This is a genomic window from Mycobacterium sp. EPa45 (assembly GCF_001021385.1).
Classification (GTDB): Bacteria; Actinomycetota; Actinomycetes; order Mycobacteriales; family Mycobacteriaceae; genus Mycobacterium.
The window spans coordinates 5,629,552-5,650,567 of sequence record NZ_CP011773.1 but is presented as its reverse complement, the minus strand read 5'-3'; the positions used below and the strand labels follow the sequence as shown (position 1 = coordinate 5,650,567).

19 protein-coding genes are annotated in these 21,016 nt (G+C 65.9%); 14 read left to right on the top strand and 5 right to left on the bottom strand.

What is annotated here, in order from left to right; genetic code table 11:
• Positions 1 to 12: 12 nt before the first annotated feature.
• Both AB431_RS29685 and AB431_RS26810 read right to left on the bottom strand, forming a co-directional pair.
• Positions 13 to 3,480 (bottom strand): M4 family metallopeptidase, encoded by a 3,468-nt coding sequence (locus AB431_RS29685; RefSeq protein ID WP_144418379.1) that lies wholly within the window; start codon positions 3,478 to 3,480, stop codon positions 13 to 15.
• Positions 3,481 to 4,051: 571 nt separating this feature from the next.
• Positions 4,052 to 4,786 (bottom strand): SIMPL domain-containing protein, encoded by a 735-nt coding sequence (locus AB431_RS26810; protein ID WP_047332506.1) that lies wholly within the window; start codon positions 4,784 to 4,786, stop codon positions 4,052 to 4,054.
• A gap of 12 nt (positions 4,787 to 4,798) precedes the next feature.
• Between AB431_RS26810 and AB431_RS26805 the strand changes: the two genes are divergently transcribed.
• Positions 4,799 to 5,572, top strand: a complete 774-nt coding sequence (locus AB431_RS26805) for an MBL fold metallo-hydrolase (protein WP_047332505.1) — start codon at positions 4,799 to 4,801, stop codon at positions 5,570 to 5,572.
• A 97-nt stretch (positions 5,573 to 5,669) separates the two neighbouring features.
• Here AB431_RS26805 and AB431_RS26800 read toward each other — a convergent pair whose 3' ends face one another.
• Together AB431_RS26800 and AB431_RS26795 are read right to left on the bottom strand one after the other, a co-directional pair.
• The gene (locus tag AB431_RS26800; RefSeq protein WP_047332504.1) at positions 5,670 to 6,851 is read right to left on the bottom strand and encodes an LLM class flavin-dependent oxidoreductase; all 1,182 of its coding nucleotides are present in this window, start codon (positions 6,849 to 6,851) and stop codon (positions 5,670 to 5,672) included.
• Positions 6,848 to 7,738, bottom strand: a complete 891-nt coding sequence (locus tag AB431_RS26795; protein ID WP_200902672.1) for an alpha/beta fold hydrolase — start codon at positions 7,736 to 7,738, stop codon at positions 6,848 to 6,850. The genes AB431_RS26800 and AB431_RS26795 overlap by 4 nt, the downstream gene beginning before the upstream one ends.
• A 174-nt stretch (positions 7,739 to 7,912) precedes the next feature.
• Here AB431_RS26795 and ftsH point away from each other — a divergent pair, with 174 nt between their 5' ends.
• The 11 genes from ftsH to AB431_RS26740 all read left to right on the top strand — a co-directional run bounded on the left by ftsH (position 7,913) and on the right by AB431_RS26740 (position 17,684).
• Positions 7,913 to 10,240, top strand: a complete 2,328-nt coding sequence (ftsH, locus tag AB431_RS26790; RefSeq protein WP_047332502.1) for an ATP-dependent zinc metalloprotease FtsH — start codon at positions 7,913 to 7,915, stop codon at positions 10,238 to 10,240.
• 17 nt (positions 10,241 to 10,257) lie between these two features.
• A complete protein-coding gene (folE, locus tag AB431_RS26785) occupies positions 10,258 to 10,860 on the top strand; it encodes a GTP cyclohydrolase I FolE (protein ID WP_144418378.1) in 603 nt (200 codons plus the stop codon).
• Positions 10,857 to 11,687 (top strand): dihydropteroate synthase, encoded by an 831-nt coding sequence (folP, locus tag AB431_RS26780; RefSeq protein ID WP_200902671.1) that lies wholly within the window; start codon positions 10,857 to 10,859, stop codon positions 11,685 to 11,687. Before folE ends, folP begins: the two co-directional genes overlap by 4 nt.
• Entirely contained in the window at positions 11,680 to 12,081 is a 402-nt protein-coding gene (gene folB, locus AB431_RS26775) for a dihydroneopterin aldolase (RefSeq protein ID WP_047332499.1), read from the top strand. The genes folP and folB overlap by 8 nt, the downstream gene beginning before the upstream one ends.
• Entirely contained in the window at positions 12,078 to 12,599 is a 522-nt protein-coding gene (folK, locus tag AB431_RS26770; RefSeq protein WP_047332498.1) for a 2-amino-4-hydroxy-6-hydroxymethyldihydropteridine diphosphokinase, read from the top strand. The genes folB and folK overlap by 4 nt, the downstream gene beginning before the upstream one ends.
• Positions 12,599 to 13,072 (top strand): DUF3180 domain-containing protein, encoded by a 474-nt coding sequence (locus AB431_RS26765; RefSeq protein ID WP_047332497.1) that lies wholly within the window; start codon positions 12,599 to 12,601, stop codon positions 13,070 to 13,072. The genes folK and AB431_RS26765 overlap by 1 nt, the downstream gene beginning before the upstream one ends.
• A 67-nt stretch (positions 13,073 to 13,139) precedes the next feature.
• The gene (locus AB431_RS30885; protein ID WP_047332496.1) at positions 13,140 to 14,492 is read left to right on the top strand and encodes a DUF6779 domain-containing protein; all 1,353 of its coding nucleotides are present in this window, start codon (positions 13,140 to 13,142) and stop codon (positions 14,490 to 14,492) included.
• A 94-nt stretch (positions 14,493 to 14,586) separates the two neighbouring features.
• Positions 14,587 to 15,522: a Rossmann-like and DUF2520 domain-containing protein gene (locus AB431_RS26755; RefSeq protein WP_047333833.1), complete on the top strand. Its 936-nt coding sequence runs from the start codon at positions 14,587 to 14,589 to the stop codon at positions 15,520 to 15,522.
• Complete coding sequence (gene panC / locus AB431_RS26750; protein ID WP_369803096.1) at positions 15,495 to 16,448, top strand: pantoate--beta-alanine ligase; 954 nt, start codon at positions 15,495 to 15,497, stop codon at positions 16,446 to 16,448. The genes AB431_RS26755 and panC overlap by 28 nt, the downstream gene beginning before the upstream one ends.
• Complete coding sequence (gene panD, locus AB431_RS26745; RefSeq protein ID WP_047332494.1) at positions 16,448 to 16,864, top strand: aspartate 1-decarboxylase; 417 nt, start codon at positions 16,448 to 16,450, stop codon at positions 16,862 to 16,864. The genes panC and panD overlap by 1 nt, the downstream gene beginning before the upstream one ends.
• Before the next feature lie 4 nt (positions 16,865 to 16,868).
• The gene (locus tag AB431_RS26740; RefSeq protein WP_047332493.1) at positions 16,869 to 17,684 is read left to right on the top strand and encodes a type III pantothenate kinase; all 816 of its coding nucleotides are present in this window, start codon (positions 16,869 to 16,871) and stop codon (positions 17,682 to 17,684) included.
• Here AB431_RS26740 and AB431_RS26735 read toward each other — a convergent pair.
• Positions 17,681 to 18,955, bottom strand: a complete 1,275-nt coding sequence (locus tag AB431_RS26735; protein WP_047332492.1) for an alanine racemase — start codon at positions 18,953 to 18,955, stop codon at positions 17,681 to 17,683. The genes AB431_RS26740 and AB431_RS26735 overlap by 4 nt on opposite strands.
• A gap of 23 nt (positions 18,956 to 18,978) precedes the next feature.
• Between AB431_RS26735 and lysS the strand changes: the two genes are divergently transcribed.
• Together lysS and lsr2 are read left to right on the top strand one after the other, a co-directional pair.
• The gene (gene lysS, locus AB431_RS26730; protein ID WP_047332491.1) at positions 18,979 to 20,499 is read left to right on the top strand and encodes a lysine--tRNA ligase; all 1,521 of its coding nucleotides are present in this window, start codon (positions 18,979 to 18,981) and stop codon (positions 20,497 to 20,499) included.
• Between the two features lie 117 nt (positions 20,500 to 20,616).
• Complete coding sequence (gene lsr2 / locus AB431_RS26725) at positions 20,617 to 20,958, top strand: histone-like nucleoid-structuring protein Lsr2 (RefSeq protein WP_036341782.1); 342 nt, start codon at positions 20,617 to 20,619, stop codon at positions 20,956 to 20,958.
• The last annotated feature ends 58 nt before the right edge of the window (positions 20,959 to 21,016 follow it).

Sequence of the window (21,016 nt, the reverse complement as noted above, 5' to 3'; positions counted from 1 at the left end):
ATTCGGCGATCTCTAGAAGGCCGTCGCGTTCAGGATGGTCATCTTTCCGTTGATGTCGGTCGCGACCACGAATTGGCCATTGGCGCTGACCGACACCTGCTGGTAGTTGCTTGCATTGTTGTTGATGGCAAATGGGATATTTGCCGCGATCGGTATGCCGCCGTAGGGGCTGAGAATATACAGGTGGTTGTGCGTGACAACGAATGCCTTCGACCCATCGGTCGAGGTTGCCACTGAATGATTGAGGTCATTGATGTGCGCGACATAGACGCCCAGCGGAACCGACGCATCGTAAGCGGTGTTGATGATCTCCACGTCTCCGTCGTGATCGGTGACGTAGCCCCAATGGCCGTCGCCGCTCATAGCGATGAACCCATCAGAGGTGTAGGAATACATGTCCTGTCCCGGCACCTTGGTGACCGTCACCGGTGATCCCGCATTGGCATCTACGACGTAGACCGAACCGTTGGTGCCGTAGACCAGCGCACGCGTCCCGTCGTTGCTCACTGCTACTTCCCGTGGATTGGCACCCACCGTGTAGGTATTCACGACGGGAGTGCCACCTGCATAATCGATGATCGACACCGAGCCGCTAGCTGTATTGGTAACGAAGGCGCGGGTGCCATCCGAATTCGCTGCGACCTTATAAGGCCCTGCGCCGACTGCGACAGTCGTCACTGTCGGCGTGCCATAGCCGCTGAAGTCGTAATCGATGATGGAGACGGTCCCGCTTCCGGAGTTCGCCACGTACGCACGAGTGCCTGCGGCATTAACCGCGACACCGTTGGGCTGGCCGCCAACGGCCACGGTGGTTGTCTCTGCTTTTGCCCCGACACCCAACAGCTTCTGAATGACCGTGACGGTGCCACTCGAACTGTTGGTGACATAGGCGCGAGTTCCGTTGTTATTAACGGCAATTGAGATAGGCGAGCCACCCACGGTGACTGATTCGGGCGTCGTCGTGGATGCATTTTGGGTGTCCACAACCTTCACGGTGTTTCCTACGATGACGTACGTCCGGTTACCGTTGGCGCTTGCCGCAAGATCGGAGGGCGTACCGCCGAGGTCGACTGTGTCGTAGGCGCCGTACTTGTAGTTCGAAGCCTTGATGCCAACGTGATCGAACGCATCCTGGATCGCTTCAATCTCAGTCTGGCTAAAAGCCTGAGCCTTGGCGGCACTGATGACCGCGGACCTCGCATCGACGAAAGTCGCGTTGGCGGGCAGCCGGTACAGCGAGTTGTAAAAGACCTTGGCCCATTGATCGTCGGTGATGTTGGCGGTACGTCCCTGGCCGCGTGAGAGCACGCCTCCGAATCCCGTGTCATTGGGATCATTTCCTGGGTCCATGACCATGCGGTAGAAGGCGTGGCTGAAGATGGTGCTGTTTATGTGTTCGCCACCATCGTCGCTCGAACCTCGGTAGCGGCTCCCGTAGAATTCGGAGAAGGAGATATTCGTTGACCTCCACTTGAACTCGGATGGGTCCGCCATATTCCGGAACGGATCACCACTCGCATCCTCGGCGACTAGCCAACGCCCTGCGTCGTCCCGTGTCTTGCCTTCGATCAGGCTGCCCAAGATGTCGCCATATGCCTCGCCGAGGGCGCCCGATTCCCCGCTCTTCCAAACTGACGCACCATTACCGACTACGAATTGAATAACGCCATGGGTGAATTCGTGCCCAACCACATCCAATGCTTCTTCGAGATCTCCGCTACCGAACATGATCTGATGGCTTGACGGTTGCCATTGCGCATCATCGGTAATTGGAGCATTGACGCCAACCAGGATCTGGCCACCGCGCCCGTCGTAGGACGTTCGCTTGAGTACGTCGTGGTAGTAATTGAATACGCCTTCAATGTTGGCGTAGGCTGCCACGGCATCTCTGTTCCAGCCTGATCTGTTGTTGGCCAGTTCGTATTTCTCTCCCCAGTGCCAAAACAAGAAGCTTCCAGAAGATACGTTCTGGTACACCTCGATATTCCGCGCCCCGTCTCTGAGGACGAGTACGCCATTTTGTGATTCTGCGGTGAATGTGTAGCCGTACGCTGTCTGCTGAGAGGCTGCTTGGGAAGCGTCAAGGTTTTCGCTGAGGATTGCCCCGGGCTCTGTCCCGTTTGCAGCGATGTAGTAGGTGCCTATCCTCGCAGGTGCTGGTGCCGTGGATGGTCCATCAGAAGGTGGCGTGGTCGAGATGTCGACTTGCCATGCCAGCTGCGGGGGTGCACCTGAGTCAAGGTCGTAGATGACCAGATGCGAATCGGAGGTCAGCGATGCTTGGAACTGGGCAAGAAGCTGTGGATCGATCGTCCCGTTGGCTTGTGTGCTGGCAGTGGCGATTATCGCCGCGGTGGCCACCGTTGTGGCCGCAGTGCTATCTATGAGCGGTGTGGTATCGGCAGAGGAAACCTGCTGGGAAAGTCCATTGAAAATGCTTGTCACAGTGCCATTTCCATTGGCGACCAGGATCACCGTGCTGCCCGCAACGGGGACGCCATTGATGCTGGGCCGCAGCCGGTAGTACACCCCCGTCGACGTCGCATCCGCCCCCGATACTTGCTGTGAAGTGATGGCATCTGCTGTTGCGAATCCCGGGGGTGCACCCAATACGGCGGCGAGCGCGTTGAATACACCCGCTGCATCGGTGGCGTTGTGGACCAGTTGTCCTGAGAATGTGCCGTCGATTGCGCGGACAGTTCCGTCGCTGTTCTCGCTCACCAGAGCGGCACCCGTCGCGGCAAGTTGTTGTAGGACAGTGGTATCCAACGAGACAGTAATACTGACTTTGCCCGTAGAGGTATTCACACCGTCGGTGACGGTGTACGTAAAGGTGTCTGCGCCGGCGTAGTTGACGGCCGGCACGTAGGTGAACGTACCGTCGGCTTCGACAGTTGCGCTGCCGTAGGTTCCCTGGCTACCGATTGCGGCGGTGAACGTATCGCCCTCCGCGTCTGTGTCATTGGCCAGGATGTTGCCCGTGACTGGAGTGTTTTCGTTCGTTGTAAAGCTGTCGTCCAGGGCGCTCGGAGCTTTGTTGGGTGGCGCGGAAAGCGCTTCCCGGATGTGGTAGATCGTCGCGGCCAGAGGTCCACCGACGATGGGCACCATCCCGACGATATCTGTTGCCATATCGGCGATTTCATCGAAGATGTCCGGGATGTCACCGCGTCCCACTGCCCCAGCGAATTGAAGGAAGTCCGTTGTGAGGCTAGCGGCGTTGTAGACCGTGCCTATTACCGGGATCCAGCCGGAGGACATATTGAACTGGGCGTCGGCTGCTTCTTGTTCGGCTTCGCTCAGATCGGCTGCATCTGAGGCCACCGCTAATTGTCTGCGGCTCAAGCCCATGCCAGTTCGCGCTGTTCCGCCAGTACCGACGGCATTTGCGGCAGCGTGGCTGGTGGCTCGGCGCCGGCTGAGCGACAGTTCCGCGTCACCAACCGCGCCCGACAGGGCGGCGAACGTATCGCCGATCACGTTGCTGAGGGCATCTCGGGGCGCCTTGGTAGCGGTCTGAAGTGGCTCTCCCACAACGGGACTCGACTGAGATGCCGCTTTCAACAGAGCATTCGGGGCAGGAGCGCTTGGCGATTGAAGCGTCACGATGCGGGTGGCGCCTGAGGCGACGGAGTCCGGTGCGTGGGTGTCTGTTTTATCTTGGTGAGCGGGGCTGCTCGAACGAGGGCGCGCACTGTCGGCGCGTGATGAACTGTGGCCACGGTTGTTGGCATGGGCTCCGGAGTGGGACGAGTCGTCAGGTGCTGCCGCGGCAGTTCCCTGCCCCACGGTGACTGCAGCGCCTAAGCCCAAGCCCACGGCACCGATGCGTAGCCACTGCCTTATTGAAGGTTGCTTCCGGGCTGCCCTGCGATGCCGACCGGCACCTGACGACGTGTTAGAACCCGCAATAGCCACGAATTTCCCCCCGGAGTGCCTAAGCTGTGCCTCGACGGGAAACGATAATGACGTAAGCGTTAATTGGCAATAGCGTCGGAACACGACTCCCGAAATGAATTCATACGTTTTTGAATTCGCACGAAATCCGGAATTAGCTGAGCTCCCAGACCGCCGTCACCGAGAAGCCCACGGTCTGTTGGCCGGGCGCCAGCGGAACGGAACTGGCCATCGCCCCGCGCGGCATCGGCGGTGGCGGCGGCGGTGTGCCGCCGGGCGCCTCGGAGATCGAGATGATCTTGCCCAGCGACAATCCCGACAGGTCGGCGTACTGCTGGGCGCGCTGCTTGGCGTCGTTGAACGCCCGCGCCCTGGCGTCGCCGACCAACTTGGCGTCGTCCTCGATGGAGTAGCTCACCGAGTTGATCCGGGTGGCGTCACCGCCTGCGGTGACGATATTGGCCAGCACCTGCGAGGCGGTGTCGAGCTTGCGGATTTTGATCTGGATCGAATTGCTCGCCCGGTATCCGGTGATCACCGAGTTGTCGCCATATTGCGGCTGCAGGCTGACTCCGGTGGTGCTGATGTCCTTGCCCTCGACACCGCTGGCGTTGAGGGCATTGAGCACCGCGTTCTGGCGGTCATTGGCCTGGTTCATAGCGGTGGTGACGTCAGGCGCGGCGGCCTCGACGCTCACGTCGGTGGTCAGGGTGTCCGGCACACCTTTGACTTCGCCGGATCCGACGACGGTCACCTGCCGTGGATTGGCGGGAACCGCGGGTGCGGAATCGCAACCGGCGAGCACGGTGGCAGCCGTTCCCAGCGCGGCGAGCGCAACAACGACACGACGTCCGGCGTTGGGCATGGGAGACACCGTAGCGCGCGGCACTAGATTTTTGGCATGGCCAAGCTTCAGCTCACCCATCTCGGCGGCCCCACCACGCTGATCGAGGTCGATGGCTGGCGAATCCTGACCGACCCGACCTTCGACTCACCCGGCCGCCGATACACGTTCGGCTGGGGCACGTCCTCTCGCAAGGTCTCCGGGCCGGCCCGCCCGCTCGACGTCGTCGCGCCTGTCGACGTGGTGTTGCTCAGCCACGACCAGCACGCCGACAACCTCGACGACTCCGGTCGTCATTTGCTCTCCCAAGCCGGCACCGTCGTCACCACCGTGCCCGCCGCGCGCAGGCTGGCCGCGCCCAACATCCGCGGCCTGGCGGACTGGGCGTCGATGACGCTGGAAGCGCCCGGCCGTCCGCCGCTGACGGTGACTGCCACCCCGGCCCGCCACGGTCCCAGGTTCAGCGGGCCGATCACGGGAAAAGTCAACGGATTCGCGCTGCATCGCCGCGGCGAGGACACCGCCGCAATGTGGATGTCCGGGGACACCGTGTTCTACGACGGTCTGCGCGAGGTGGCCCGGCGGTTACCGATCGACGTGGCCCTGCTGCATCTGGGTGGGGTGCGCTTCGGCTTCACCGGGCCGGTGCGTTTCACGATGACCGCACACGAGGGCGCCGAGTTGATTCGGCTGATGCGGCCACGGGTGGCAGTGCCGGTGCACTACGAGGGATGGACGCACTTTCGCGAGGCGGAAAATGTTGCACGCCAGACACTGTCGGATGTCGAGAGTGTCCGCTGGCTGACGCCGGGGACGCCGACCGAGGTGTAGACCACTTTCGGTGGGCAGCCCTGCAACGAGATTGAATCTATGCAGGAAATGTTCGGGTAAGTGTCTGCGTGAGGTCAATCTCGACGTCGGCTCACGTCTAGGACTGCTCGCCGGCGTGCTCGCCGATCGCCTTCATGATCGCCTCACCTGCGCGGCCGAACAGATCGTTGCGCTTCTGCTGCGCCCAGTCGTGCGATGCCCGCGGCGCGTGCAGCTGACCCTTGAAGTGCGGCATGACTTTCCGGGCGAACAGCTCATACGAGTGGTAGGTGGCCTGAGGGTCGGCCCAGTCGTGGCCGAGCATCAGGAATGTGCCGAAGCCACCCGATCGGTCCAGTAGGTCGGTGATGTAGGCGATCGCATCTTCGGGTGTGCCTATGCAACAGTTGCCGCCGGCGGCGTACTCGGCGACGAACTCCCGCGGAGACTGCTCTGCCGCGTCCACCTCGTTGGACAGCGGAACGAATCCGGCCGCACCGAAGTAATTCGCGAAGTCCTGCAGTCCGTAAGTGCAGTCGTCGATCGCCTGTTCGCGGGTGTCGGCCAGATGCATGATGCCCAGCACCCGCCACGACGAGCGGTCGGGCTCGGGCCTGCCGACCTTGGCGGCCTGGTCGACGACGATGCCCCAGGCGTCCTCCAGTGCTGCGAATCCGCCGGGCACCGACATCGACAGCGACAGCAGCGAGGTACCCAGTTGCCCTGCAAGCCGCGGCCCGGACGGGGAAACCATTGCCGCCGTGGATATTTCCGGGTATGGCCAGGTGTAGGGCCGGATGTGCAGCTGCGCGTCGCGCAGGGTGAACCAGTCGGAATGCCGATCGACGCGCTCATCGGGCCCGGCGCGGAACAACGCCAGGATCGCGTCGAGCGACTCCTGCATCATCCGGCGCTGCTCGACGGGATCGATGCCCATCATGTAGGCGTCCGACGGCAACGCGCCCGGGCCGGTGCCGAAGATCACCCGGCCGCGGGTCAGGTGGTCGAGCAGCACCCAGCGGTCGGCCACCATCAGCGGATGGTGGTAGGGCAGCGACACCACGCCGGTACCCAGCTTGATGTGCTTGGTGCGCTCGGCCGCCGCGGCGATGAATACCTCCGGGCAGGCGATCAGCTCGTACCCGCCGGAGTGGTGCTCGCCGAACCACGCCTCGTCGAAGCCGAGCCGGTCCAGGGCGACGGTCCGCTCCAGGTCGTATTCCAGTGCGACGGTGGGGGATTGGCCGACCGGGTGAAACGGCGTGATGAAGACTCCGAAATTCAGCGGCCTGCCCGTCATGACGACTCCACTTCGCGTAGGAATTCCAACAGCATTCGGTTCACATCGTCGGGGCGTTCCTGTTGCACCCAGTGGCCGGCGCCCTCGATCCACCTCTCGGTGTACGGACCTGCGACCACCTCGCGCGCGCGTGCCGGGTTCATCGTCGGGCCGATCGGGTCGGCGGTACCACCGACGAACAGTGCGGGCACAGTGATGCGCGCATCGACGAGTTCCGGCGTCGACTCCCAGTTGCGGTCGTAGTTGCGATACCAGTTCAGCGCGCCCGTGAACCCCGTCCGGCTGAACTCACGCACGTAGTGCGAGAACTCTGCGTCACTGATCCACCCGGGTGGCGCCGACGGGGAGAGATCGGCGAACATCCCGCGCATGGTGGCGGCCACGTCGGCGGCCATCTCGGCGTCGGCCGCACCCGGCTCCTGGAAGCGCAACATGTAGAAGTCCTCGCCGAACTTCTCCCGCCACCGCTCGGTGGGACGGGTCCGCGCCCGGGGGATCGGCGGGACGGACAGCCCCGCGACGGCCCGGACCCGGTCCGGATGCAGCAGCGCGGTGTGCCACACCACCATCGCGCCCCAGTCGTGTCCGATGAAAACGGCCTGCCGCGCGCCGACCTCGTCGAGCAACGCCACCAGGTCACCAGTGAGCGCGTGGATGTCGTAGGCGTCGACCGCGTCGGGCACCGACGAACCGCCGTAGCCGCGCTGATCGGGGGCCAGCACGTGATAGCCGGCGTCGGCGAGTACCGGTATCTGATGACGCCAGGAGTACGCCAGCTCCGGGAAACCGTGTGCCAGGACCACCACGGGCGCCCCGCGATCGCCGGCCTCCAGCACCCGCAGCCGCACCCCGTTGACGTCGACTAGCCGTTCGGTCTTCAGCGGCACCGTGCCACTCAAGCACAGCTTCGATTCACCTGGAAGTGCCGGTTCGGCGCACAGCGAACAGCAACCAAAGCCTGACGGAAACCCTGCGGGGACTTGCTGACGTTGTCGTAGCGGTAGCCTGAACTATCCCAGCTGCGCATATCGGAAGGACCGGGCCGTAACGGCCGATGCTTGATGAACCGCAAAAACGTGATCCGCACACTCACGGTGATTGCCGTTGTGCTGCTGCTCGGCTGGTCGTTCTTCTATTTCAGTGACGACACCCGGGGCTTCAAACCCATTGACACTTCGGTGGCGATGTCGCAGATCACCAGTGACAACGTCAAGAGCGCGCAGATCGACGACCGCGAACAGCAGTTGCGGCTCGAGCTGAAGAACGGCAACGGCGACACCGAGAACTCGAACAAGGTCATCACCAAGTACCCGACCGGGTACGGGGTCGACCTGTTCAACGCCCTGAGCGCCAAGAACATCAAGACCAACACCGTGGTGAACCAGGGCAGCATTCTGGGCTCGCTGCTGGTCTACATGCTGCCGCTGCTGCTCCTTGTCGGCTTGTTCGTGCTGTTCTCGCGCATGCAGACCGGCGGCCGGATGGGCTTCGGCTTCGGCAAGTCCAAGGCCAAGCAGCTTGGCAAGGACATGCCCAAGACGACCTTCGCCGACGTCGCCGGCGTCGATGAGGCGGTCGAAGAGCTCTACGAGATCAAGGACTTCCTGCAGAACCCGTCGCGGTATCAGGCGCTCGGCGCCAAGATCCCCAAGGGCGTGTTGCTCTACGGTCCGCCCGGAACCGGTAAGACGCTGCTGGCCCGCGCCGTGGCTGGCGAGGCCGGAGTTCCGTTCTTCACGATTTCTGGTTCGGACTTCGTCGAAATGTTCGTCGGCGTCGGTGCTTCCCGCGTCCGCGACCTGTTCGAGCAGGCCAAGCAGAACAGCCCGTGCATCATCTTCGTCGACGAGATCGACGCGGTCGGCCGCCAGCGCGGCGCCGGCCTCGGCGGCGGCCACGACGAGCGCGAGCAGACGCTGAACCAATTGCTCGTCGAGATGGACGGCTTCGGCGATCGCCAGGGCGTCATCCTGATCGCGGCCACCAACCGCCCCGACATCCTCGACCCGGCGCTGCTGCGCCCCGGCCGCTTCGACCGCCAGATCCCGGTCACCAGCCCTGACCTCGCCGGCCGCAAGGCTGTGCTGCGGGTGCACTCGCAGGGCAAGCCGATGGCTCCCGACGCCGACCTCGACGGGCTGGCCAAGCGCACCGTCGGCATGTCCGGCGCCGATCTGGCCAACGTCATCAACGAGGCGGCCCTGCTCACTGCCCGTGAGAACGGAACCATCATCACCGCGGCCGCGCTGGAGGAGGCGGTCGACCGGGTGATCGGCGGGCCCCGGCGAAAAGGCCGCGTGATCAGCGAGCTGGAAAAGAAGATCACCGCCTACCACGAGGGTGGCCACACGTTGGCGGCCTGGGCGATGCCCGACATCGAGCCGATCTACAAGGTGACGATCCTCGCCCGCGGCCGCACCGGCGGTCACGCCGTGTCGGTGCCCGAGGACGACAAGGGCCTGATGACCCGCTCGGAGATGATTGCCCGGCTGGTCTTCGCGATGGGCGGGCGCGCCGCCGAGGAACTGGTGTTCCGCGAGCCGACGACCGGCGCGGTGTCCGATATCGATCAGGCCACCAAGATCGCCCGCGCGATGGTCACCGAATACGGCATGAGCGCCAAGCTGGGTGCGGTCAAGTACGGCACCGAGCACGGCGATCCGTTCCTGGGCCGCACGATGGGCACCCAGTCGGACTACAGCCACGAGGTGGCTCGCGACATCGACGACGAGGTCCGCAAGCTGATCGAGGCCGCCCACACCGAGGCCTGGGCGATCCTCACCGAATACCGCGATGTGCTCGACACGCTGGCCGGTCAGCTGCTGGAGAAGGAAACGCTGCACCGCAAGGAGCTCGAAGCCATCTTCGGTGACGTGAAGAAGCGACCGCGGCTGACGGTGTTCGACGACTTCGGTGGGCGCATCCCGTCGGACAAGCCGCCGATCAAGACGCCGGGCGAGCTGGCGATCGAACGCGGCGAGCCGTGGCCGAAGCCGATGCCGGAGCCGGCCTTCAAGAAGGCGATTGCTCAGGCCAGCGCCGCGGCGCAGGCCCAGCAGCCCCGCAGCGGAAACGGCAATGGCGCGCACGCGGGTCAGCAGCCGCCGCCCGGATCGACCCAGCCCGACTACGGCGCACCGGCCGGCTGGCACGCGCCCGGCTGGCCTCCGCAGGGCCCGCAGCAGGGGCCCCCGCAGGGGCAGCCCGGTCAGCAGGGCGGATTCTGGTATCCGCCGCCGCCCGGCTGGGGTCAGCCGCATCCGCAACAGGGCCAGCCATATCCGCCCTATCAGCCGTATCCTTCACCCAGTCACACGGGTCAGCATGGGACGCCGCAGGAAGAATCGGGTGACGACGGGGGCCGGTCGAAGCGGCCGTCCAACGGTTGATGACGAACGGAGCTTCGATGCCGCAGCCCAACTCGAGCACTTTCCAGACGCCTGTGTTCGATCAGTCGCGAGCCGAAGCCGCCGTTCGTGAACTCCTGCTGGCCGTCGGCGAGGACCCCGACCGGCAGGGCTTGCGGGACACCCCGGCGCGGGTCGCGCGGGCTTTCCGGGAGATGTTCGCCGGCCTGTACACCGATCCCGACGAGGTGCTGTCGACGACGTTCGACGAGCAGCACGACGAGCTGGTGCTGGTCAAACAGATACCGATGTACTCCACCTGCGAGCACCACCTGGTGGCGTTCCACGGCTTCGCGCACGTCGGCTACATCCCCGGCGAGGACGGCCGGGTGACCGGATTGTCGAAGCTGGCTCGGGTGGTCGACCTCTACGCCAAGCGCCCTCAGGTGCAGGAGCGGCTGACCGGGCAGATCGCCGATGCGGTGATGCGTAAGCTCAAGCCGCGCGGGGTCATCGTTGTCCTCGAGGCCGAGCACCTGTGCATGGCGATGCGCGGGGTCCGCAAGCCAGGCGCGATCACGACGACATCTGCGGTCCGCGGACAGTTCAAGACCGACAACGCATCGCGATCCGAGGCGCTGGATCTCATCTTGCGTAAATGACGCAGCCACATAGCCCGCGCACGTTGGTGATGGGCGTTGTCAACGTCACCGACGATTCCTTCTCCGACGGCGGACGTTATCTCGACCCGGCTCGTGCGGTCGCTCACGGGCTCGCGCTGGCGGCGCAGGGCGCGTCGATCATCGACGTCGGCGGTGAATCCACCCGCCCCGGCGCCGTACGCATCGACGCCGCGGTGGAATCGGCGCGTGTCGTTCCCGTGATCAAAGAGCTTGCGGCGCAAGGTATCACGGTGAGTATCGACACCATGCATGCGGCGGTTGCGGCCGCCGCCCTGGACAACGGCGCCAGCATCGTCAACGACGTCTCCGGCGGCAAGGCCGATCCGGTGATGGCCCCGATGGTGGCCGAGGCCAAGGTGCCGTGGGTGCTGATGCACTGGCGGTCGGTGCGCGCCGAGCATCCCCACGAGGTGCCGGCCTACGGCGACGTGGTCACCGAGGTGCGCGACGAACTGCTCGCCGGTGTGGACGCCGCCGTCGCAGCCGGGGTCGATCACGAGAATCTGATCATCGATCCCGGACTGGGATTCGCCAAGACCGCACAACACAATTGGGCCTTGCTGCGCGCGCTGCCCCAGTTCGTCGCCACCGGAATTCCGGTGCTTGTCGGTGCATCCCGCAAACGCTTCCTCGGCCGTCTGCTCGCCGACGCCGACGGCACCATCCGTCCGCCGGACGGGCGCGAGACGGCGACCGCGGTGATCTCCGCGCTGGCCGCCCTCAACGGAGCCTGGGGCGTGCGGGTCCACGATGTACGCGCGACGGTGGACGCGCTCAAAGTGGTTGGGGCATGGGCAGATGGCTGACCGGATCGAGTTGCGCGGACTGACCGTCCGCGGCAATCACGGCGTCTTCGATCACGAGCGCCGCGACGGCCAGGACTTCATCGTCGATATCACGGTGTGGATCGATCTGGCCGAGGCGGCCGCCAGCGACGACCTCGCCGACACCTACGACTACGGCACGCTGGCCCAGCGGGCGGCCGCGATCGTGGGTGGCCCGGCGCGCAACCTGATCGAGACGGTCGCCGGCGAGATCGCCGACGATGTGATGAACGACCGACGAGTGCACGCCGTCGAAGTTGTGGTGCACAAGCCGAACGCACCAATCCCGTTGGCGTTCACTGATGTTGCGGTGGTCGCGCGCCGTTCCCGCCGCGGCGGGCGCGGCGAGATCCTTCCGCTCGGAGGTGAGTTATGACGCGCGTGGTGCTCTCGATCGGCTCAAACCTCGGCGACCGGATGGCGCGGCTGCAGGCCGCCGTCGACGGGCTCGGCGACACGGTGCGCGCGCTGTCGCCGGTCTATGAAACCGACGCGTGGGGTGGCGTCGAGCAGGGGCCGTTCCTCAACGCCGTCGTGGTGGCCGACGATGCCGACGCCGACGGCCATGAATGGTTGCGCCGCGCACAGGCTTTGGAGAACGCCAACGAACGCATTCGTGAGCAGAAGTGGGGACCGCGCACCCTCGACGTCGATCTCGTCAGCTGCTACGACGACAAGACCGAGGTGTTTTCCCGCGACGAGGGCCTGACCCTGCCGCACCCGTTGGCTCACCTGCGGGCGTTTGTGATGGTGCCGTGGCTGGCGGTGGATCCCGACGCAGAGCTCACCGTGGCCGGCGCGCGCCGGCGGGTGGACCACCTGCTGGCCGAGCTCGATGCGGTCGACCGCGACGGAGTGCACCTGACTCCTCTTGTCCTGCGGCTGGGCAGTTGATGGGGCCGACACGCAAACGCGACCTGACCGTCGCCGCCGTCGCCGTCGCGGTTCTGGCATGGCTCTTGATGCGCGTTTTGTACCGCGACTTCCCGCCGATCACAGCGTGGACAGGGTTGTCACTGCTTGCCGTCGCCGTGGGTGAGGCGGCTTGGGCCGTGTCGGTGCGGACCAAGATCCGCGACAACCAGATCGGCGTCGGGGCCGGGCGGCTGCACCCGCTCGCCGTGGCTCGCACTCTGGCGATCGCACAGGCCTCGGCGTGGGTCGGGACCCTCATGCTCGGGTGGTGGGTCGGCGTGCTGGCCTACCTATGGCTCAGGCGAACCGAACACGTCGCGGGCACCTTCATCCCCGGTGCCGCGATAGCCGCGCTCAGCGCTTTGGCCCTGGTGGTTGCGGCGCTCTGGCTACAGCACTGCTGCCGATCACCCGGCGACCCGACCGACGATCCGGACACCGCCCCGGAGTAGTGGGAAGGCGGCGAATCGCCGCAGCTTGACGACACGCTGACGGACATCTCGCGGGTACAGTCAGCCCATGACCGTTCTGTCCCGCGGCGCCAAGAATCGGCGCGGCGGCCGCAGGCCGGGTTGGCTGCTCTTGACGGTGTTGCTGGTCCTTGCCATTGCGGCCAGTTCCGCGTTGGTCTTCACCACCCGTGTCGAGCTGCTGAAGCTGGCGGTCATCCTGTCGTTGTGGGCGGCGGTTATCGGTGCCTTCGTATCGGTCATGTACCGCAGGCAGAGCGATATCGATGCCGCCCGGGCGCGGGACCTGAAGCTGGTATACGACCTGCAGCTGGACCGGGAGATCTCGGCGCGCCGGGAATACGAGCTGAGCGTCGAGTCGCACCTGCGCCGCGAGCTGGCCTCAGAACTCCGTGCGCAGGCCGCCGACGAGGTCGCCGCGCTGCGCGCCGAGCTCGCGGCGCTACGGGCAAACCTGGAGATCCTGTTCGATGCCGACCTGGGTGACCGGCCCGCGCTCGAGGGCGACCGCGCCGCCGACTGGACCCGCGACACGACGACGATGCCGCCGGTGCCCGGGCGTGTCGAGAGCAGCCGGATCACGCCCGTGCAGCACGAGGACAGCGGCAGCCGCACCGCCGAGAACCCGATCATCGACGTCCCCGAGGAATTCCTGGTTCCGTCGCAGCCGCAGCAGCCGCCCCAGCAGCCGCCGCCGCCTCGGCGCCGCCGTGCCGAGCCCGAGCCCGAATTCGGAGGCTCGCACCGGCGGCCTTCGGAGAATGGCGGCGAGACCGGCGAGCGGGTTGTGGAGCCGCAACGGCCGTTCGCCCCGCCACCACCGCCTCAATCTGATCCCGACGTCGCAGCCGCAGCCGCGGCATTGGCGCCGGAGCCGCCTCAGCCCGAGCCGCCGCGCCCGGCACCCGAAGGGCCGGAATGGCGTCCGGTCGAAGCCGACGGCCGCTGGCTGCCGCCGGGCGCACCGGGCAGTAACTGGGTGGCCAACGCGGACAACGGCTTTGTCGTTCCGTCGGCTGCGGCGTCGCAACCGCCCGTCGAGGAGCCGCGCGGCAGGCACTGGACGCCGCCGCAGGAAGCAGCACCGATCGACCAGCCCGAGCCCCAGGCTCAGCCGCAGCCGGAACCCCAGCCGCAACCGCGGCCCGAGCCGGTCATGCAGCCACCGCCCGAACCCGCCGCTCCACGCCCCCGCCACTCGGTCGAGAGCTCCGGCCAACCCGCCATGACCACTCCTGCGCCCCCCGCGCGGCACCGCGGCACCGAGGAGGCGGAGGAGCCGCGACGACGGGCTCGCGACGCCGAGCAGACCGGCGGTCAGTCGGTCGCCGACCTGCTGGCTCGGCTGCAGGCGAACGGCGCTCCCGGCGGCGGTGGCCGGCGGCGCCGACGCGAGGATTAGGTCGCTATTCACCCGAGTTAGAGTTGTGTCGACCGTCCGGTACCTGACCAAGGACTGGAACGAACAACTCATTGACGTCAGCGAGGTCGGCTACGTGGGCAACCCCAGCGGCTTGCGCCCCGCCCGGCTCAAGGTCGGCATCGTGTCGGCCGGCCGTGTCGGCACTGCCCTCGGCGTCGCCCTGGAGCGCGCCGAGCATGTGGTGGTGGCGTGCAGCGCGATCTCGACGGCGTCGCGCAGGCTCGCCGAGCGGCGGCTACCCGACACCGAGATCCTGCCGGTGCCCGACGTCGCCGACCGGGCCGAGCTGCTGCTGCTGACGGTGCCGGACTCCGAGCTGCCCGGCCTGGTGAAGGGTCTGGCAGCGACGGATGCGGTGCGCCGCGGCACCATCGTCGTGCACACCTCCGGTGCCAACGGAGTCGGGATCCTGGCGCCGTTGACCGAACAGGGCTGCGTCCCGCTGGCGATCCACCCGGCGATGACGTTCACCGGAGCCGACGAGGACATCGCCCGGCTCTCCGACAGCTGCTTCGGCGTCACCGCCGTCGACGAGATCGGCGATGCCATCGCCCAGTCACTGGTCCTCGAGATCGGCGGCGAGCCGTTCGGAGTGCGCGAAGATGCACGCACGCTGTATCACGCGGCGTTGGCCCACGCGAGCAATCACATCGTCACCGTGGTCGCCGACGCGCTGGACGCGTTGCGCGCGGCGCTGTCCGGGCAGGAGCTGCTCGGACAGGAACTCGTCGTCGACGCACCCGGCGGCCTCGCCGAACGGATCGTCGGCCCGTTGGCCCGCGCCGCCCTGGAGAACACCTTGCAGCGCGGGCAGGCGGCGTTGACCGGACCGGTTGCCCGCGGGGACGCGCCCGCCATCACCGGCCACCTGACAGCGCTCGATGCGGTGAATCCCGAACTGGCCCAGTCCTATTGCGCGAACTCGCTGCGCACCGCCCAGCGTGCGCATGCACCCAAGGAGGTTTTTGAGGTGTTGGCCGACTGGTCAGGACAAGGACGGCGGCAGTGAGCACGCCGAAATTCACTCCCGCGCAACTCAACCTGTATCAGACGCCGCAGGCGGTCTCCGACGTCACCCGAGCGCTGCGGCACACCGGCCGTCGGGTGATGCTGGTACCGACCATGGGAGCACTGCACGACGGTCATCTGGCACTTGTGCGTGCCGCCAAGAAAGTGCCCGGAGCGGTGGTCGTGGTGTCGATCTTCGTCAACCCCCTGCAGTTCGGCGCCGGCGAGGACCTCGACGCCTACCCGCGCACGCTCGACGCCGACCTCGAGCTGTTACGCGGTGAAGACGTCGAGGTGGTGTTCGCGCCGAACGCCTCGGCTATGTACCCCGACGGTGCGCGGACCACCGTGCATCCCGGTGCGCTGGGTGACGAGCTCGAAGGTGCCTCGCGGCCAGGTCATTTCGCCGGCATGCTCACCGTGGTGCTGAAGCTGCTGCAGATCGTCCGCCCGGACCGGGCGTTCTTCGGTGAAAAGGACTATCAGCAGCTGGTGCTGATCCGCCAGATGGTCGAGGATCTCAACATCGATGTCCGCATAGTCGGCGTACCGATCGTGCGGGAGTCCGATGGACTGGCCATGTCCTCGCGCAACCGCTACCTCAATTCTGAAGAGCGCGAACAGGCTTGTGCGTTGTCGTCCGCACTGTTGGCGGGCATGTGGGCGGCGGCCGGTGGGCCCGATGCGGCACTCGACGCCGCTCGCGCGGTGCTCGATGAGGTGCCCGCCATCGAGGTCGACTATCTCGAACTGCGAGGGCCGCAACTGCAGCCGGCGCCGCCGTCCGGGCCGGCGCGGCTGCTGATCGCCGCCCGTCTCGGCACCACCCGACTGCTGGACAACATCGCCGTAGACCTATCCACCGACACCGCGCCACCCGGCATCGGCGGCAATGGCGATCACCCCGAAATAACCTGGAGAAACTGATGTTCCGGACGATGTTGAAGTCCAAGATCCACCGCGCGACGGTGACCCATGCCGACCTGCACTACGTCGGTTCGGTGACCATCGACGCCGATCTGATGGACGCCGCCGATCTGCTCGAGGGTGAGCAGGTGACGATCGTCGATATCGACAACGGCGCCCGGCTGGAGACCTACGCCATCACCGGACAGCGCGGCACCGGGGTGATCGGAATAAACGGAGCGGCAGCACATCTGGTACACCCTGGCGACCTGGTGATCCTGATCGCCTACGGTGTGATGGCGGACGCCGAGGCCCGCGAGTACCGGCCGCGCATCGTGTTCGTCGATGCCGACAATCGGCAGGTCGACCTCGGCGACGACCCGGCGTACGTGCCCGACGATGTCACCGACCTGCTCTCCCCGCGGACAGTGGGCTGAGACAGTGCTGCTGGCCATCGATGTCCGCAACACCCACACCGTCGTGGGATTGATATCCGGATCCGGTGATCATGCGAAAGTCGTGCAGCACTGGCGAATTCGAACCGAACCGGAGGTCACGGCCGACGAGCTCGCGCTGACCATCGAGGGTTTGATCGGCGACGACTCCGAACGCCTCACTGGCGCGACCGGGCTGTCCACCGTGCCCTCGGTCATGTACGAGGTCCGGCTGATGCTCGAGCAGTACTGGTCGGCCGTGCCGCACATACTGATCGAGCCGGGCGTTCGGACCGGCATCCCGTTGCTCGTCGACAATCCGAAAGAGGTCGGCGCCGACCGGATCGTGAACTGTCTGGCGGCTTACGCCAAGTTCAAGTCGGCCGCCATCGTGGTCGACTTCGGCTCCTCGATCGTTGTGGACGTGGTCTCCGCCAAGGGTGAATTCCTCGGCGGGGCAATCGCTCCCGGAGTTCAGGTGTCGTCGGACGCGGCGGCCGCACGGTCGGCGGCGCTGCGCCGCGTCGAACTCACCCGGCCGCGATCGGTGATCGGCAAGAACACCGTCGAATGCATGCAGGCCGGTGCGATGTTCGGATTCGCCGGTCTGGTCGACGGATTGGTGAACCGGATCCGAGAGGACGTCGACGGGTTCGCCGGTTCCGACGTGGCCGTGGTCGCGACCGGCCACACCGCTCCGGTGATGCTGCCCGACCTGCACACCGTGCAGCACTACGACCAGCACCTGACCCTCGACGGACTGCGAATGGTCTACGAACGCAACCGTGACAACCAGCGTGGCCGAACCAAATCCGCCCGCTAGAAGAAGGTACGCACCAGCTCGACCACCCGGCCGCGCGAATCGAGCAACGGGATCAGCTGCCACTTGTCGAACACCGTGCACGGGTGGGATACCCCGAACGCGATCCAGCTGCCGACCTGGACGACGTCCTCGGCGGCCGCCGGCAGCCGTAGGAACGCGTGCTGGTCGTTGAGCTTGACCACCTCACTGCCCGCCACATCCGTCCAATCCGAGCCGACCTGAACCTGTTGCGGGACAGGAAGATCCTGGTCGAACGATACGTCGCGGCGGCCCATCGTCAGCAGCGCGAGGCCCGGCTCGGGCCGCGAGCAGATCTGCGCCCATACCTGCATCGCCGGCACGAATCCGCCCGGCCCGGCACCCGGCCGGGTCAGCGGCGAGGTCCGCAGGTACAGGCCGTCGTCACTGGTCAGATATGCGCCGCTGCGCACTACCGTGCGCCACGGGCCCGCCAACATCTCGGCCACCAGATCGAAATGTGTACTGCCACCCGCAGTTACGACGATGTCGTCCACCTCGAACAGAGGGGCCAGCCGGGTCGCGACCGCACGCACCCACGCCAGGTAGTCGCGTACCCGCGAGACACCGGACGCCGACACGTCGTGACCCAGCGCGGCTTCGTAACCGGCCACTCCGACCAGCCGCAGCCGCGGACTGGCGACGACCGCGGCGGCCACCGCATCGGCGCAGGCGTCGTCGCGGCAGCCGGTGCGGGTGCCCACCGCGCCGAGCTCCACGCAGACGTCGACCGGGCGCCGCGCTCCGGCCGCCTGTAACGCCTCGGTCATCAACGCGACGCCGCGCACCGAATCCGCCCAGCAGATCAGCTGGAACTCGGGATCGGCGTCCAGCTCGGCGGCCAGCCAGGCCAGCCCCGCGGCGTCGACCAGCTCGTTGGCGAGCACCACGTCACGCACGCCGAACGCCCGGTACGTCCGCACCTGGCTGACGGTCGCCGCCGTCACTGCGCACGCCCCCGAGTCGAACTGCCGGGCCAGCAGCTGCGGCGACATGTGCGTCTTTCCGTGCGGCGCCAGCTCCACGCCGTGACGGGCGCACCAGCTGGCCATCGTGGACAGGTTGTGGCGCAGCGCCTCGTCATGCAGGACGCACACCGGTCCCAGGGGTCCGGCGGCCAACAGCGCGGGGGCCTCGGCACAGATCTGCGCCACGGTCCGACCCGACCAGGCCGCAGGCAGTCCTTTGAATCGCCAGTCCACCCGCTCATCGGCCAGGTCTGCCACCGCCGCCGCGTTTAGGAGGGACCTCATGACCTCATTTAAGCTGGCACGTCGTGAGCTCTGCTGATACTCCGGATACCGACCACGCGGGCGGCGACGTCCCTGAGCAGTTCCGGATTCGCCAGGGCAAGCGCGAGGCCCTATTGGCCGACGGAAAAGAGCCCTATCCGGTTTCGGTGCCGCGCACCCATTCGCTGGCCGAGATCCGCGCCGCCTATCCGGACCTGGAAGCCGATACCGCCACCGGCGACATCGTCGGCGTCACCGGCCGGGTGGTGTTCGCGCGCAACTCGGGCAAGCTGTGCTTCGCCACCCTGCAGGAGGGCGACGGCACCCAGCTACAGGCGATGATCAGCCTGGCCGGCGTCGGCGAGGAAGCCCTGGACGCCTGGAAATCCACAGTGGACCTCGGCGACATCGTGTTCGTGCACGGCGAGGTGATCAGTTCCCGTCGCGGCGAACTGTCGGTGCTGGCGGACTCGTGGGAGATGGCCAGCAAGGCGTTGCGCCCGCTGCCTGTTGCGCACAAGGAGATGAGCGAAGAGTCACGTGTGCGGCAACGCTACGTCGACCTGATTGTGCGTCCGGAAGCTCGCACCATCGCCCGGCAACGCATCGCCGTCGTCCGTGCGGTGCGCAACGCACTGGAACGCCGCGGGTTCCTCGAAGTCGAGACGCCGATGCTGCAGACGCTGGCCGGTGGTGCAGCGGCGCGTCCGTTCGTCACCCATTCCAATGCGCTCGACGTCGACCTGTATCTGCGAATCGCCCCCGAGTTGTTCCTCAAGCGGTGCGTGGTCGGAGGTCTGGAGAAGGTTTTCGAGCTCAATCGGAACTTCCGAAACGAAGGCATCGATTCGACGCATTCGCCGGAATTCTCGATGCTCGAGACATATCAGGCATGGGGAACGTATGACGATTCGGCGATCGTCACCCGTGAAATTATTCAGGAAGTTGCGGACGAGGCCATCGGCACACGGCAAGTGCCATTGCCGGACGGAACATTCTATGACCTCGACGGTGAATGGCCGTCGCTACAAATGTACCCGTCGTTGTCTGAAGCACTCGGTGAAGAGATCACCCCCGACACGTCGGCAGAATACTTACTTGCCATCGCCGGGCGCCTCGGCGTGGAGATCCCGAAGGATCGCGGCTACGGGCACGGCAAGCTCATCGAAGAACTGTGGGAGCACACGGTCGGGACCACATTGTGGGCGCCGGCATTCGTCAAGGATTTCCCGGTCGAGACCACACCGTTGACCCGCCAGCACCGCAGCATCCCCGGGGTGACCGAGAAATGGGATCTGTACGTGCGCGGATTCGAGTTGGCCACGGGTTACTCCGAACTGGTCGACCCGATCGTGCAGCGCGAACGCTTCGAGGCACAGGCCAGGGCGGCCGCGGCCGGCGACGACGAGGCGATGGCACTCGACGACGATTTCCTGGCGGCAATGGAGTACGCGATGCCGCCCACCACCGGAACCGGAATGGGTATCGATCGGCTGCTGATGGCGCTCACCGGGTTGTCAATTCGCGAAACAGTTTTGTTTCCGATTGTTCGCCGACATGGCTGAAGTGCGCTGATTCAATCGACGTTGAACGATTTCGTCCGCTGTGGCACATTGGTGCCCATGGGGTAGACGCTCTCGACTATGGGTTGTTGAGCGCAGGCAGAAGGATTCAGTGAGGCAATGGCCAAGAAAGTGACCGTCACTCTCGTCGACGATTTCGACGGCGCAGGAGCAGCCGATGAAACGGTCGAATTCGCGCTCGACGGTGTGAGCTATGAGATCGACCTTTCTTCAAAGAATGCTCAGAAACTGCGTAACGATCTCAAGCAGTGGGTCGAGGCCAGCCGCCGCGTCGGAGGCCGGCGCCGTGGTCGCTCCGGTCCGGCAGGCCGTGGCCGCGCCAGCATCGATCGCGAGCAGAGCGCCGCGATCCGGGAGTGGGCGCGGCGCAATGGACACAAGGTGTCGACCCGGGGACGGATCCCGGCCGACATCATCGACGCCTTCCACGCCGCGACCTAGGCTCCAGCTAACCTCCTCGCCGCCGGCCACGACGGACGTGCAGCCCCGTTCGCTGGGG

What these genes read in the sequence shown, in the direction of transcription:
- AB431_RS26805 (WP_047332505.1), top strand. Translation starts at nt 4,799, where the DNA reads ATGGCCAAGCTTCAGCTCACCCATCTCGGCGGCCCCACCACGCTGATC.
- AB431_RS26800 (WP_047332504.1), bottom strand. Translation starts at nt 6,851, where the DNA reads ATGACGGGCAGGCCGCTGAATTTCGGAGTCTTCATCACGCCGTTTCAC.
- ftsH (WP_047332502.1), top strand. Translation starts at nt 7,913, where the DNA reads ATGAACCGCAAAAACGTGATCCGCACACTCACGGTGATTGCCGTTGTG.
- folE (WP_144418378.1), top strand. Translation starts at nt 10,258, where the DNA reads ATGCCGCAGCCCAACTCGAGCACTTTCCAGACGCCTGTGTTCGATCAG.
- folP (WP_200902671.1), top strand. Translation starts at nt 10,857, where the DNA reads ATGACGCAGCCACATAGCCCGCGCACGTTGGTGATGGGCGTTGTCAAC.
- folB (WP_047332499.1), top strand. Translation starts at nt 11,680, where the DNA reads ATGGCTGACCGGATCGAGTTGCGCGGACTGACCGTCCGCGGCAATCAC.
- folK (WP_047332498.1), top strand. Translation starts at nt 12,078, where the DNA reads ATGACGCGCGTGGTGCTCTCGATCGGCTCAAACCTCGGCGACCGGATG.
- AB431_RS26765 (WP_047332497.1), top strand. Translation starts at nt 12,599, where the DNA reads ATGGGGCCGACACGCAAACGCGACCTGACCGTCGCCGCCGTCGCCGTC.
- AB431_RS30885 (WP_047332496.1), top strand. Translation starts at nt 13,140, where the DNA reads ATGACCGTTCTGTCCCGCGGCGCCAAGAATCGGCGCGGCGGCCGCAGG.
- panD (WP_047332494.1), top strand. Translation starts at nt 16,448, where the DNA reads ATGTTCCGGACGATGTTGAAGTCCAAGATCCACCGCGCGACGGTGACC.
- AB431_RS26735 (WP_047332492.1), bottom strand. Translation starts at nt 18,955, where the DNA reads ATGAGGTCCCTCCTAAACGCGGCGGCGGTGGCAGACCTGGCCGATGAG.
- lsr2 (WP_036341782.1), top strand. Translation starts at nt 20,617, where the DNA reads ATGGCCAAGAAAGTGACCGTCACTCTCGTCGACGATTTCGACGGCGCA.